General features: G+C 66.6%; 9 protein-coding genes. 3 read left to right on the top strand and 6 right to left on the bottom strand.

Translation table 11 applies throughout. The features are described 5' to 3' along the window. Both AC3WRC_RS04120 and ileS read right to left on the bottom strand, forming a co-directional pair. A complete protein-coding gene (locus AC3WRC_RS04120) occupies window positions 1-1,254 on the bottom strand; it encodes a cation:proton antiporter domain-containing protein (RefSeq protein ID WP_492303005.1) in 1,254 nt (417 codons plus the stop codon). A gap of 750 nt (window positions 1,255-2,004) precedes the next feature. Further along, window positions 2,005-4,983 (bottom strand): isoleucine--tRNA ligase, encoded by a 2,979-nt coding sequence (gene ileS, locus AC3WRC_RS04115; RefSeq protein WP_492303004.1) that lies wholly within the window; start codon window positions 4,981-4,983, stop codon window positions 2,005-2,007. A gap of 302 nt (window positions 4,984-5,285) precedes the next feature. Between ileS and AC3WRC_RS04110 the strand changes: the two genes are divergently transcribed. Then, window positions 5,286-6,194, top strand: a complete 909-nt coding sequence (locus AC3WRC_RS04110; RefSeq protein ID WP_307510444.1) for a hypothetical protein — start codon at window positions 5,286-5,288, stop codon at window positions 6,192-6,194. 128 nt (window positions 6,195-6,322) lie between these two features. On the opposite strand, the gene AC3WRC_RS04105 is transcribed toward AC3WRC_RS04110, so the two are convergent. From AC3WRC_RS04105 to hfaA, 4 genes are all read right to left on the bottom strand, one after another. Next, window positions 6,323-9,208, bottom strand: a complete 2,886-nt coding sequence (locus AC3WRC_RS04105; RefSeq protein ID WP_492303003.1) for a M16 family metallopeptidase — start codon at window positions 9,206-9,208, stop codon at window positions 6,323-6,325. A gap of 110 nt (window positions 9,209-9,318) precedes the next feature. Continuing rightward, entirely contained in the window at window positions 9,319-10,578 is a 1,260-nt protein-coding gene (gene hfaD / locus AC3WRC_RS04100; RefSeq protein WP_492303002.1) for a holdfast anchor protein HfaD, read from the bottom strand. Beyond that, complete coding sequence (gene hfaB, locus AC3WRC_RS04095; RefSeq protein WP_039247049.1) at window positions 10,505-11,521, bottom strand: holdfast anchoring protein HfaB; 1,017 nt, start codon at window positions 11,519-11,521, stop codon at window positions 10,505-10,507. The genes hfaD and hfaB overlap by 74 nt, the downstream gene beginning before the upstream one ends. After that, window positions 11,518-11,958: a holdfast anchoring protein HfaA gene (gene hfaA, locus AC3WRC_RS04090; RefSeq protein WP_492303001.1), complete on the bottom strand. Its 441-nt coding sequence runs from the start codon at window positions 11,956-11,958 to the stop codon at window positions 11,518-11,520. Before hfaA ends, hfaB begins: the two co-directional genes overlap by 4 nt. A gap of 119 nt (window positions 11,959-12,077) precedes the next feature. Between hfaA and AC3WRC_RS04085 the strand changes: the two genes are divergently transcribed. Both AC3WRC_RS04085 and AC3WRC_RS04080 read left to right on the top strand, forming a co-directional pair. Then, entirely contained in the window at window positions 12,078-12,749 is a 672-nt protein-coding gene (locus AC3WRC_RS04085; protein WP_492303000.1) for a rhomboid family intramembrane serine protease, read from the top strand. Window positions 12,750-12,851: 102 nt separating this feature from the next. Beyond that, window positions 12,852-13,277 carry a CBS domain-containing protein gene (locus AC3WRC_RS04080; RefSeq protein ID WP_492302999.1) on the top strand — a complete coding sequence of 142 codons (426 nt, stop codon included), beginning with the start codon at window positions 12,852-12,854 and terminating at the stop codon, window positions 13,275-13,277. Window positions 13,278-13,753 lie beyond the last annotated feature (476 nt).

Raw genomic sequence — 13,753 nt, 5'->3', positions numbered from 1 at the left:
TCAGGGCGCCGCGACCGCATCCGTGATCGGGCCGTCCGCAGCGGCGGGTCGGATCGCGGCGGCGGCGGGAGGCTTCGGCTTGCCGCCCATCCGGTCGGTGAACAGGAAGACGAAGGGGTTCAACGAGATCGACAACAGGGCGGCGGCCAGGATCAGGTCGTGGGTCTCGCGGCTCATGGCGCCCAGCGACACGCCGAGCGCCGCCAGGATGAAGGAGAACTCGCCGATCTGGGCGAGGGACGCCGCGACGGTGAAGCCAGTTGGGCGATCCAGCTTGAAGGTCTTGGTGATGACCAGGGCCGCGACCGACTTGCCGACGATGACGATGCCCAGCACGCCCAGGACCGCCCACGGCTGGCGAACCACGATCATCGGGTCGAACAGCATGCCGACCGAAACAAAGAACAGCACGGCGAAGGCGTCGCGCAGGGGCAGGGACCGCTCGGCCGCATTGTGACCCAGGGGCGAGGCGTTCATCACCAGACCGGCCAGGAAGGCGCCCAGCGCGAAGGAGTGGAACAGGAAATAGGCCAGCCAGGCGATGCCCAGGGCGATGGCGAGGACGCCCAGGGTGAAGAGCTCGCGCGACTTGGTGTGGGCGATGCGGATCAGCAGCCAGGGAATGACCTTGCCGCCGACGACCAGCATGCCGACGACGAACAGCACGACCTTGAGCAGGGTCAGGCCGACGTCGGTCCCCAAGGCGGCGAAGTCCGTCTGGGTTCCTGCCGGAACCAACACCATGGGCAGCATGACCAAGGCGATGACGATGACCAGATCCTCGACGATCAGCCAGCCCACGGCGATGCGGCCGATCTCGCCCTTGACCTGTTTACGCTCCTCAAGCGCGCGCAGCAGGACGACGGTCGAGGCGACGGACAATGCGAAGCCCATCAGCAAGGCCTCTACATCGCCCAGGCCCAGCACGAACCGGCCCAGCCCCCAGCCCAGCACGGTGGCGACGCCGATCTGAACCAGGGCGCCGGGGATGGCGACCTTTCGGACCTGCATCAGATCCTTGGGGGAGAAGTGCAGGCCGACGCCGAACATCAGCAGGATGACGCCGATCTCGGCCAGTTGCGGGGCCAGTTCGGTGTCGGCGACGAAGCCGCCCGTATAGGGGCCGACGATCACGCCCGCGACCAGATAGCCCACCAGGGGCGACAGTTTCAGCCGATGCGCCAGCATGCCGAACACGAAGGCGAGGACGAAGCCCCCGACCAGGGTGAGAATCAGGCTGTCGGCATGCGGCATCAGGGCTCCTGTCGCGAGCGAAGGTGTGATTTGGGTAGGCTTTGCAGTTGGGGCGCGAGGGGCGGTTTGACAAGATGACGGGGTGTCGCGCGGGACGGAAAACGGCTTTGTCTTCGCGGCGTTCGGCCTGCGAAGTCTGGAGGGCTGGGCGGAGCGCCGGGCCTTCGCCCGGAGTTCTGTGATGTGATTACCGTTCGACGAAGGGTGTGACGCTCCGCGCGGAAGGTTGGCCTGCAAGCTCGGGGCGCCGAGCGGTGGCGGTCTTATCGCCTAACCCCATAAGCCTGCGACGGGCGGGTCGGAGCAGCGATCCCCGATCCCCGGTTCGGCCGAGTATCCCCCTCGACCCTGCGACGCGACTGCGGACGCCGGGGCGATTCCCCGACCGATCAGCCCCGGCGCCGCGATGGGATTTCACCATCGCCCCCGTTCCCTCCGCTCTCGCCGCCGCAAGGTCGCAGGCCTTACGAGCCCTCCATGCGACGAGACGGATTTATTATGGGGCCGTTTGACCCCGTGGATGGGAGACGGGGGACATAAATCGGCAAGTGGTTGAAATCGCTGCGAGTGGACAGCGGCATTGCAATGGCTGAGCATCGTCTCCTCCCCATGTCATGGGGAGGTGGCTCGAAGCGCAGCGGAGAGACGGAGGGGCTCTTCAGCGGATACCGGCGCTCAAGCGGCGTCTAGAACCCCTCCACCGCTTCGCGGTCCCCCTCCCCACGCTGTGGGGAGGAGACTTTGGTGCGATCAGGCGTGCGTCTGGTCCCAGTGCCGAACCGCATCGGCGTCGCGGGCCGAGAGGTCGGGGTAGGCGGGGTCCGAGCCGACGTCGGGGACGCGGCGCCAGGAGCGGGCGCATTTCGGGTTGTCGGAGCGTCGCACTAGGGCACCTATGCCTGCATGTTCAGGCAGTCTGAATGGCACTTCGGGACCCTGAGGGTCATCGCGAGTCAGCCTTGCGACACTGGCGATGCAGAAGTCTGCCATGAACTGGTCAGGATTCTCAGACCCTGCAACGTCTTGAACCAGTTGGATCAAAGCCGGGTCATCCAAGACGATGAGAACATCAGCATCGAGGCTGGATCCTATCATCTTGTCGCGTCGTGCCAGTTCCAAACTACCTAGCACTACTTCGCGGATGGGAAGCAGGTTCTTGAGTTTGGTGTAGGCTGTTTCGTTCTCCCATTCCGCCGGGGTGTCGGGGATCACGCGCGCGCAGTTGGAGCCGGCGTCGGGGAAGCGGGTGGTCCAGGCCTCTTCCATGGTGAAGGGCGTCAACGGGGCCAGCCAGGCGGTCAGGCGCATGAAGACCTCGTCCATCACAGTGCGGGCGGCGCGACGGCGCAAGGCGTCGGGGCGGTCGCAGTAGAGGGCGTCCTTGCGGATGTCGAAATACAGGGCCGACAGGTCGCCGGCGCAGAACTCCAGCACCGGACGGACGACGTCCTGGAAACGGTATTCGGCGTAAGCCGCACGGACCTGAGCGTCGAGTTCGTGCAGGCGGTGCAGGATGAACCGCTCCAGCGGCGGCATCTGGTCCAGCGGCAGGCGTTCGGCCTCGTCGAAATCGGCCAGGGCGCCCAGCAGATAGCGAACGGTGTTCCTGAGCTTGCGATAGGCGTCGACCGTGGTCTGCAGGATCTGTTTGCCGATCCGCTGGTCGTCCGAATAATCGACCAGTGCCACCCACAGACGCAGGATGTCGGCGCCCGACTCCTTGATGATGGTCAGGGGGTCGGTCGTATTGCCCTTGGACTTGGACATCTTCTCCCCCTTCTCGTCGAGGGTGAAGCCGTGGGTCAGGACCGCCTTGAACGGGGCGCGGCCACGGGTGCCGCAGCCTTCCAGCAGGGACGACTGGAACCAGCCGCGGTGCTGGTCGGAGCCTTCCAGGTAGAGGTCGGCGGGCCAGTGGGCGGGACGGTCGCCAGTGTAGCCGTTTTCCGGCAGGCGCGGGTCGAGCGTGAAGGCGTGGGTCGATCCGGAATCGAACCAGACGTCCAGGATGTCCTCGACCTTTTCGTAGCGGGCCGGGTCGTGGGCGCCCAGGAAATCGCTGTCGGGCGCGGTGAACCAGATGTCGGCGCCGTGTTCGGCGACAGCCGCGACGATGCGGGCGTCAACCTCGGGGTCATGCAGAGGCTGGCCCGTCTGTTTGTCGATGAACATGGCCAGAGGCGTGCCCCAGGCGCGCTGGCGGCTGACCAGCCAGTCGGGACGGCCCTCGACCATCGAGCGGATGCGGTTCTTGCCGGCGACGGGATGGAAGGCGGTGGCGTCGATGGCGTTCAGCGCCGTCTCACGCAAGGTGTCGCCGCTCTTCAGGGGCTGATCCATGCGGATGAACCACTGGGGTGTATTGCGGAAGATGATCGGGGCCTTGGAGCGCCAGCTGTGCGGATACGAATGCTCCAGTCGTCCGCGCGCCAAGAGGTTGCCGGCCTCAATCAGCTTTTCCATCACCGCGCCGTTGGCGGGGCCGAACTTGCCGGTCTTCTTGCCTTCGGTCTCCAGCACCTTCAGGCCCGCGAACAGGGGGACACCGGGGTAGTAGGCGCCGTCGGGATCGACGGTGTCGGGCACCTCGTGATGACCGTGGGCCTTCCAGACCTCGAAGTCGTCGGCGCCGTGGCCGGGCGCGGTGTGGACGAAGCCGGTGCCGGCGTCGTCGGTGACGTGGTCGCCAGCCAGCAGGGGCACGGAGAAGCCGTAGCCGCCGTCGAGCGCGGCCAGCGGGTGGGCGGTCTCAAGGCCCGACGGATTGATGTCGTAGACGCGGGTCCAGGCGGCGATCTTGGCGGCCTTGAACACGTCTTCCGCCAGCTTGTCGGCGACGATCAGCCGGTCGCCGGGCTTGGCCCAGGGCGCGAACTCCAGACCTTCCTCCATGGCCGTGACCTCATACAGGCCATAGGCGATCTCGGGGCCGTAGGAGATGGCGCGGTTGGCCGGGATGGTCCAGGGCGTGGTCGTCCAGATGACGATGGACGGGGTGCTGGAGCGGAAGGCCAGGAGATCGTCGGGATGGTCGTCCGACATGGCCGTGACTGGGAACTTGACCCAGATGGTCGGACTGACGTGGTCGTGATACTCGATCTCGGCGTCGGCAAGCGCCGTGCGCTCCACCGGCGACCACATGACGGGCTTGGATCCGCGATAGAGCTGGCCCGAGTTCTTGAACTTGTGGAACTCGGCGACGATAGCGGCTTCGGAGGTGAAGTCCATGGTGGCGTAGCGGTTGGCGAAGTCGCCGACGATGCCCAGCCGGTGGAACTGGTCCTTTTGCAGGTCGATGTATTTGCCGGCGTATTCACGGCAGGCGCGGCGGAACTCGTCCTTGGACACCTCGTCCTTGCGGCGGCCCTTGGCGCGGAACTGCTCCTCGATCTTCCATTCGATCGGCAGGCCGTGGCAGTCCCAGCCGGGGACGTAATCGACATCGTAGCCCAGGAGGAACCGGCTGCGGACCACGAAGTCCTTCAGCGTCTTGTTCAGGGCGTGGCCGATGTGGATGTCGCCGTTGGCGTAGGGCGGGCCGTCGTGCAGGACATAGAGGGGGGCGTTCTGCTTCTGTCGCTCAGCGCGCAGGGTCCCGTAGAGGTCCCCCCACTGTTCCAGGATGACCGGCTCCTTCTGGGGCAGGCCGCCGCGCATGGGGAAGGGCGTCTCGGGCAGGAAGACGGTGTCGCGATAGTCGCGGGCGTTAGATTCGGGGGCGTCGGCCATGGGTCGTCTCGGCGTCTTGAAAATTAGGTCGCTGTCTTCGTTCGCCCGATCATCAGGGCGGTCTTCCCGGCGTGCACGGGGCCATTCGGCCCTGGAGCGCTACGCCGGGCGGCTAATCGAAATCAGGCGAATGGAGACGCGGACGGTCATTGTGCGGGCGGTCTAGCAGACGGATGCGGCATTGCGCCATCCCGAAGCGCAGGCCTCATCAACGGAAACGAAAGGCTTTTGCGGTTTTGTGACGGGAGGATCGGCCGGAATCTTGTTCGGCCGACACGATATTCGCTTGGGAGTTCCCGCCGATGCGGCTGCGGATCACGAAATGGATGCTGGGCCTGGCGGCCGGTCTCGCCGTCTCGGCGGGCGCCGGAGCCGCGCTGGCGCAATGCACGTCCGGCTGTCAGCCGCCGCCCTGCACGTCGTGCGAGCCTCCGCCTCCGCCTGAGCCGCCGCCCTGCAACGGCGGTGGAAACTGCGGTCCCGGCGGCGGTGGAAACTGGAACGGCAACATCAACACCAACGTCAATGTGAACGTGAACCTTGGCGCGAGCGCCAATGCGAACGCGGGCGCCGGGGCCAACTCGAACGCCAACTCTGGCGCGCGGTCATACGTCAATGCGCGCGCCGGCGGGTTCTCGGGCAGCTTCGGCGGAGGCGGCGGCGCGGCCTATGTCAGCGTCGATCAGCCCTATCCGACCACCATCCAGGGCCTGGCCGTCGAGGGCGTGATCGCCCAGACGGTGCGCACCCCCTACAGCGCCTTCCGCAGCATGATGAAGCGGGTCGTCATCCAGGCCGTCTGCATCGACGACCGCCAGGTGCCGCACCCCGCCTCGCAGGTGCGGCCGGATCGCGAGATCGCTGAAGGGTTCGAGGGCGAGCTGTATCGCTGCCTGTCGGGCACCTGGCTGCAGGCGACCATCGCCGACTACAACGGCGACGTCAGCTTCGATCACGGCACGACCCTGACCTGCCGCAAGCATGAGGCGCTATGGTACGGGACGGGCGGCAAGCTGGAATGCCGGCCCGAGAAGCCAGAGCGGGATTGCAACGAGCGTTCGCTGCTGCGTCGCTACGGCGCCGGGATCAAGATCCTGACGATGTACCGCGAAGAGGAATACACGGAATACCGCGAAGAACAGGTCGAGAGCGCGACCGTGCTGACCGGGGTGATCACCTTGGACGGCGGCGTCGGCGGCCGGGTCTTCTGAACCGGACCTAAACACGCCCGTTCAGCCGCCGATCAGGCGGAACATGAGATAAGTCGACCGTCGGCTCTCCGTCGACGATCCTGACGACTGGCCCCGGTTCGCGAGAACCGGGGCCTTTTTCGTATGCGTTACTGAGCCGCCGGTTGAGCGGTGACGGTGGCGCGCCAGGCGCTGTCGGACTTCAGATACTGGCGAGCCAGGGCCTGAAGGTCGGCGGCGGTGACGGCTTCCAGGGTGGCAATCTGGTTGCGGGTCTGGTCCAGCGTCGCCGGATCGCTCTGGGCCTGCGACAGCTGGGTCAGCCAATAGCCGTTGTCGGCCATGCTGCGACGGATGCGCTCGACGGCCGGGCGACGGGCGCGGTTCAGTTCGTCCTCGCTGATCGGATTGTCGCGCAGGTCGGCGCCGATGGCGTCTACCGTCTCGAATAGTTTGGGCAGGGCGGCTGGCGGGGTTTCCGCCGTCACCGAGATGAAGCCGTAGCCCGGATAGGTGTCCGAGGCGGTCGAGCCGGCGCTGGGCGAATAGGCCAGGCCCTGCTTCTCGCGGATTTCGTCGTTCAGGCGCAGTTGAAGCACGTCCGACAGGATCGACAGCTGACGCGCGGTCTTGCGATCCTCGACCTGATCGGTGGTCGGCCAGGCGACGAAGCCCAGCGCCTGTTCGGCGGGTCCGGTGTGATACAGCTGGACCGGCGTAGCGGTCGGGGCCGGGAACTTGCGCACCGTCGAGCCGGCGGGCGGTGTGGGCGCCTCACCACGCGAGGGCAGGGCGCCGAACGTCGAGCCGACGGCGGCGATGACCGCGTCGACGTCGACGTCGCCGACGACGGTGATCTCGACCGGACCCTGGGCCAGGGCCGAGCGAACGCCGGAGCGGATGTCGTCGATCTGGATCGCGGCGATCTGTTCGGCCGTCGGGGTCGTCTCACGCGCGTCGCCGCTGGCCAGCAGGCCCGAAGCATCGCGTTGGAAGACGCCGCGCGGCGTGGCGCCGAGTTGGGCAAGGATCTGCGGGAACATGGCCTTGGTCTGTTCGAACGAGGCGCCGCGCAGGCCCGGATCGGTCAGATAGGCGGCCAGGACCTGAAGCTCCAGCTGGAGATCGGCGGGCTTGGTGGCGCCGGCGAAGATGTAGGCGTCGCCGGCCTGATTGACGGCGGCGCTGTAGGTGCGTCCGCTGAGGACGCGGTTCATCTCGTCCAAGCTAAGCTTGCCAAGACCGCCGGGGGCCAGGACGGTGCTGGCCATCGACAGGGGCGACAGGGTGTCGGCAGGCAGGCCCAGTTCGCCAAGACCGGTGCGGGCGCTGACCAGGATCTGATCGGCGCGGAAGTCGGTCTTCTTGATGTTCAGCAAGGTGCCGTTCGGGAAGCGAACCAGGGTCGCGCCCAGATCTGCGACTTCCGAACGGGCGGCGGGGACCGCCGGGGCGCCGAAGTTGTCATAGGGCCACTTCAGTTCGGCCTCGGCGGCGCGGGCCTGAACCGGGGTGTTGCGCGAGGCCTCCAGCGCTGCGGTGACGGCGGCCTCGCCGCCCTCGACCGGCACGGGGGAGCTGAACAGCAGCAGCGGGCCCTGGCCCTCGAACACCGCCTTGGTGGCCTGATTGACCTGATCGACGGTCAGGCCTTCGACAGCCTTGTTGAACAGATCGAGGTTGGTCTGGGGCGAGCTGAACACTTGGTCGTCGTTGACGGCGCCCAGGAGGCCGGTCGCAAGGGCCGGGGTCGAACGGGTCGCGGCCGAGGCCACCGCGTTCTGAAGCGCGGTGCGGGTGTTGACGATTTCGCGCTGAAGCTCGGCGTCGCTGACGCCGTATTCGGCCAGACGACGGCTTTCCTGCTCGACGCTTTCCAGCGCACGCTGCCAGCCGCCGGGATTGAAGGCGACCGACAGGGTGCCGGCGTCCAGGCTGTCGAACAGCGACTGATAACCGGCGCCGGCGCCGATGAAGGGCGGGTTGTCGGCGCGGGCGATCTCGCCCAGACGACGGTTCAGCACGGCCAGACCAAGACCGCGACGGACGTCGGCGGCGCGTTCGGCGGCCGTGTCGGGGCTGAGGTCCGGGGCCTTGATCCAGTTGATCTGGATGGAGGACTGGATGCCCGGCTCGACCAGGATGCTGGTCTGCGGTTGACGCGGGGCGACGGTGCCCAGATCGGGCTCGGGACCATCGGCGGCGGTCGGCTTCCAATCGCCGAAGGCCTCGCGGACCTTGGCCTCCATCGCATCCACGTCGAAGTCGCCCACGGCGATGAAGGTCGCGCGCGAGGGGCGATAGTAGGCGTCGTAGAAGTCGACGAAGCGCTGGCGCGGCGCGGTGCGGATGATGTCGAGGTCGCCGATCGGCAGGCGTTCCGACAGACGCTGGCCGGGCGCCAGGAGGCCGAGCTGGGTCTTCAGCACGCGCAGTTGCGGCGTGTCGCGTGTCCGCTCCTCGCCGACGATGACGCCGCGCTCGGAATCGATGGCGTCCGGCGCCATCAGGGCCGCCGACATCATCTCGCGCAGGATGTGCAGGCTGGGATCGACCGTCTCATCCTTGGTATTGGGCAGCTCCAGCATATAGGCGGTCTGATCGAAGCTGGTGAAGGCGTTGGTGTCGGCGCCGAAGGCGAGGCCCAGGCGTTCGAGGATGCGAAGCATCTCGTTTTCCGGCACGTCCTTGGTGCCGTTGAAGGCCATGTGCTCCATGAAGTGAGCCAGACCCTTCTGATCGTCGCGCTCCATCAGCGAGCCGGCGTCGATGCGCAGGCGGAACGAGGCCTGACCCGGAGGCGTCGCATTGTGCAGCAGGGCGTAGCGCATGCCGTTGGGCAGCAGGCCGTAACGGACGGCGGGATCGGCGGGGATGTCGCTGGCGGCCTGGGCCCAGGGGGCGGACGGCGCGACCTGACCGGCGGCGGCCGCAGCGGGCGGCGCGGTCTGGGCGAGAGCAGGGGCGGCGAACGCCCCGGTGGTCAGGGCCAGTCCCGAGACGGCGACAAGCAGCAGATGACGCGCAGAACGCATAATATCACTCCGAAACCGCAACCCCCGATGGCGCGATGCCGGATGTGTAAAGTGTGCTTGCCTTCGCCACAAGCGGGGCTGGCGAACCTTACCGACTTGTCATGTTCGGATCAGCCGCCGGGGCGGCTGATGTAGAAGCTGGCGCTGTTGCCGACGGCGTTGGCGCCCACCACGGCTGTGCGTCCGGACGAGACCGTGGCGTTGGTGGTCGCGGTGACATTGCCGCTGTTGGTCTGGTTGTTGTTGACGTTGACGTCGCCGCCGCACTGGGAACACGCATAGCCCGTCACCGCGTTGCCGACCGCGTCGGAGCCGACATAGGCGTCATAGCCGTTGACGCCGACATAGGTGGCGTTGGCCTCGACCCCGCCGGTGTTCAGCTGTGTGTTGTCTAGCTTCAGATAGATGTCATTGTTGCCGGCGACCGTCTCGTTGGCGACGCTGCGGGCCGCCAGAACCGTCTGGCCCTGGAGGTTGGTCTGGACGCGGGCGTCGGCGCGGACGCGGCCGGCGTTGGCTTGGTCCGTCTGGATCAGCATGGAGCCGCCAGCGTTGGCGGTGATCGCCTGGTTCGCCCCAGCATTGGCGCCGACCGTCAGGTCCCAGCCGTTGTCGACATAGACATCGGTGCGCGCCTCGGTCGTCGAAGCGGCGTTCGACTGGCGGATAGCCAGATCCTGGTGCGACGCGCCGGTGGTGTTGGTCTGAACCGCATTGGCGACGGCCTGGGACGAGAAGGTCGCGGGCGCGGGAATGTACTGAACGTCGGCGACGGTCTCGACGAAGACGGTGGTCTGGGCCCTCTGGTCGATGACGCCGGTCAGCGACGAGGAGGGGCCGCCCAGGGCGACGGTGTTGGCGACGGCGGTGCTGGTGGCGAAACCACCCTGCAAAACGCGGCCGTTCGGCGCCTGCACGTAGGTGCCGGCCTCGACCCGGTCGCCGGTCGCGGACTGGCTCGAGTCCACGGCGAAGGTTGCGCGATCGGTGGTAACGCCGAGATAGTTGCCGCGCGCGGTCGTATCGACGCTGAGTTGGCCGTCGGCCTCACCGTTCACGACCACATTGCTGCGGGCCACCGTCGCGCCGGTCATCGACTGGCGCGAGACCAGGCCGGCGGAGGCGGCCATGACCCCGCCCGCGAGCGCATTGCCCTGGGCGTTTGTGCTGACGGTCACCTGATCGACGGACAGATCGATATCCACCAGGCCGGTGACGTCGCCAGTCTGGGTCTGGGTGCTGGAGCAGGTTTCGCCGGCTTGCGGATCGCAGGTCGGCGTTTGCTGGGCGCTCGCCTCAGTGGCGAGTGCGGCGAACGTCGCCGTCGCGGCCATCATGCCAACGAGACGGATCGGCGCGGGTCTGGCCATTGTTGGTGTCCTGAGTGGGATAGGCCGGATAATAGCCGCCGGTCGGGCCGACCGTGGAATCGCCGAGCGGGTCGTTGGCGGGGTTCAGGCAGATTTCGGGGCCGGGCGCGCCATAGAGGTTGGCCATGAACTCGACCGTGGCCCGTTCGACCAGGGCGCGGACGGCCAGCTGCGTCGGCTCCATCCCGCCCGTGCCGGCCGAGATGTCGAAGACGTTGCCGTTCAGGAAGTCGAAGACGCCCGCCGAGATTTCGCGGCCGATGATCTGCTTCTGATAGGAGACGACATCGACCACCTCCAGCGTGGTCGTCTGGACCAGGCGCAGGTCCATGGCGATGTTCATCACATAGACGCGGTGGTTGACGATGCCCGAGCCGGGGCGGTTGCTGTCGACCTCGCCGCCGGCGATGTCGAAGCCGCCGGAGCGGATGTTGTAGTTCACTTCGGTGATGCCGCCGACCACATAGAAGTCAGAGCCCGGCACCTGACCGGCCAGGATGCGGCGGTATTGCGTGTCTTCGGGCCCCTTGGCGTCGGGAGCCTGGTCGCCGATCAGCTTGTTGTTGGCGTAGCGCAGCTCAAGCTCGGACACTGAGGTGTCGTAGCGTTCGACAATGCGGGCGCCGGCCTTGGCCAGCGCCGAGTTGGCCATCAGGGAGGCGCCGCCGGTGATCTGGCGGCCGCCATCGGACGACACCGTGCCGGTGTAGTCGCTGATCCGGCCCACGGCCATGCGTGGGGAGGGCAGGTTGTAGCGACGGGCGTAGTCGGCCAGGCAATACAGCGCGGCGGAATAGGGCGTGGGGTTTGCGGTCACCGGGGCATTGCCGATCGGCGTCGCATATTGACCCGACGGACCCGCGACGGGGCTGACGCAGCCGGCGAGGAGAAGGGCGACGGCCGAAACGGCGGCGGACCCCTTGATGAGATGACGGCGGCTCATGGCAGGTTGATATTCCCGTTCAAGGCCGTACCGGCGTTGATGGCGCCGGTGTTGGTCTGGGTCGAGTTGACGATGACGGTGTTGCGGTTGCCCTGGACCACCACGTTCAGCTGATTGCCGATGGCGGTGGAGCCGCCGATGGTGGTGCCGCCGTTGCTGGACGCGCCTGCGCCGGCATAGGCCGAGGCCGCGCCGCCGGACTGGCTGGAATAGGATGAGGCGCCCGACTGGATGATGCCGTTGACGATCAGGCGATTGCCGTTGGCGTCGCGGGTATAGCCGGTCGCGGCCGTATTGGCGGCCGTTCGCGCGCCGCCATAGCCCTGCTGGAAGCGCGAAGCGCCGCCCGAACCCGTCGACTGCGCGATCGCCGGCACGCTCGCAGCGGCGGCGAAGGCCATGACGGCGGTGGATACAAACAGCCTCTTGGCGGGCATTCTGGGGTTCCTCGCGCACAAACGAACGCCGGACCACGAGCGTGATCCGCACCCCAACCTGCATTAAGGTTATTAAGAAGCGCTTGATGTGACGCAGGTCACTGAGCATTTGTGGCGTCATGTCAGACGCATCCGGTCGATTCGATCCGCCGAACAGCCGCCCGGCGCGAGAGCCGATGTTCAACGTGCCGCTGGTGGTGCTGCTGATCGCGGTGTCGATGCCGACGCTGTATCTGTTCCAGCGCGACCTGCCCGACATGGGCATGAGCATGGCGTTTGCGCCCATTGATCTGGAACAGGGACGGTGGGGCGTGCTGCTCACGGCCATGCTGCTGCACGGCGGCTGGACTCACGCCATCATGAATGCGGTGGCGGCGCTGGCGTTCGGGACGCCGGTGGCGCGGCTGTTCGGGACCAAGGTTGGTCCGACGGTCTTTCTGCTTTTCTATCTGGTGTGCGGGGTCCTGGCGTCGCTGGGCTATGGGCTGATCCATTGGGGATCCAGCGAGCCGATGGTCGGCGCGTCCGGCGCCGTCTTCGGCCTGATCGGCGCCGCAACGCGACTGCTGGGTGGACAGGGCAGGGTGCTGCCGATGGGCGATCGCCGCGTGATCGGCGCAGCCATCACCTGGATGGCGGTCAACGCCGTGACCGGCATGATCGGCGGACTACCCGGCGCCGAAGGGGCCAGGATCGCCTGGGAGGCCCACGCGGTCGGCTTCATCGTTGGCTTTTTGGCCATCGGTCCCTTGGGGCGGATGTTCGGAAGCGGGGCCGCGCCTCATCGCTGAGGCGCGTTGATTCCGGACGGGGGGTGAGCGATCATCGCTCCCTGAGCGGCCCTGTCGCCATTCCGGCCCTGCGGTCGTCTCTTATAGAGAGAAGGGACCGCGATGTTCGTCGCCGAAATCCTCAAGACCAAGGGAAACGCCGTCTTCTCCATCGCGCCGGATCTGACGGTGACGCAGGCGTGCGCAGAACTGGAGCAGAAGCGGGTCGGGGCGCTGGTCGTCTGTGACGGCGACAAGGTGGTCGGGGTGTTTTCCGAACGCGATGTGGTCAAGGCGTTGGCGGCCGATGGCGCCGATGCGCTGGCCCGTCCGGTCGCCGACTATATGACGGCCAAGGTGATCTATGCCGAACCGGCCGAGGAGATGTCGGCCTTGATGACCCGCATGACCGATCGGCGCATCCGGCATCTGCCGGTGATGCAGGCGGATCGTCTGGTCGGCGTCATCTCCATCGGCGACGTGGTGAAGTGCCAGATCGCCGAACACGCCCATGAGGCCGAGAGCTTGCGGACCTATATTGCAGGCTGAGAGGCGCGCGCGCTGTTGGCCGACTCCGGTTTTGCGAGAAACTTCCCCAATCTCATCAGAATCCGCTTGCTGACAAAGAGGGTGGTCCGTATAGAGCCGCCTCGCTCGGAAACGGGCCGGCCGGCGGGGCCGCGGGGGTTTAGGTCCTCACGGTTTCACGGAAGAAAGAAGCGAAAAACTTCTTGCTTTCATCGGTTGGTTTCACTAGGTTCCGCGCTCCAATCGAATCGCCGACGGGTTTTCAGAGGTAAGCCTCGCTTTCCTCCGGTGGTTTCTTGCGGTCTGAAGGGTTCGCTCTTCTCTCCGAAAGATCTCTGAAAAGAGCGGTTGACACGGGGTTTGCGGTTCTCTAAATCGCCGCCTCCGCCGACGACACGGCGCTAAACGGTCGGGCCTCTTCGGAGGTTCCAGGTCTTTGACATTGTTGATTTGGAAAGAGAAACGCAGGCGGCGGTGTTCTTGCGATGACCCTAGAA

Source organism: Brevundimonas sp. EU05-FHT14B07 (assembly GCF_058790795.1).
The sequence above is the reverse complement of the archived record's forward strand: the minus strand, read 5'-3'. Positions and strand labels throughout refer to the sequence as shown.

Bases quoted from the DNA above. Each gene is read 5' to 3' on its own strand.
- AC3WRC_RS04120 (WP_492303005.1), bottom strand. From the start codon at position 1,254: ATGCCGCATGCCGACAGCCTGATTCTCACCCTGGTCGGGGGCTTCGTC.
- ileS (WP_492303004.1), bottom strand. From the start codon at position 4,983: ATGGCCGACGCCCCCGAATCTAACGCCCGCGACTATCGCGACACCGTC.
- AC3WRC_RS04110 (WP_307510444.1), top strand. From the start codon at position 5,286: ATGCGGCTGCGGATCACGAAATGGATGCTGGGCCTGGCGGCCGGTCTC.
- AC3WRC_RS04105 (WP_492303003.1), bottom strand. From the start codon at position 9,208: ATGCGTTCTGCGCGTCATCTGCTGCTTGTCGCCGTCTCGGGACTGGCC.
- hfaD (WP_492303002.1), bottom strand. From the start codon at position 10,578: ATGGCCAGACCCGCGCCGATCCGTCTCGTTGGCATGATGGCCGCGACG.
- hfaB (WP_039247049.1), bottom strand. From the start codon at position 11,521: ATGAGCCGCCGTCATCTCATCAAGGGGTCCGCCGCCGTTTCGGCCGTC.
- hfaA (WP_492303001.1), bottom strand. From the start codon at position 11,958: ATGCCCGCCAAGAGGCTGTTTGTATCCACCGCCGTCATGGCCTTCGCC.
- AC3WRC_RS04085 (WP_492303000.1), top strand. From the start codon at position 12,078: ATGTCAGACGCATCCGGTCGATTCGATCCGCCGAACAGCCGCCCGGCG.
- AC3WRC_RS04080 (WP_492302999.1), top strand. From the start codon at position 12,852: ATGTTCGTCGCCGAAATCCTCAAGACCAAGGGAAACGCCGTCTTCTCC.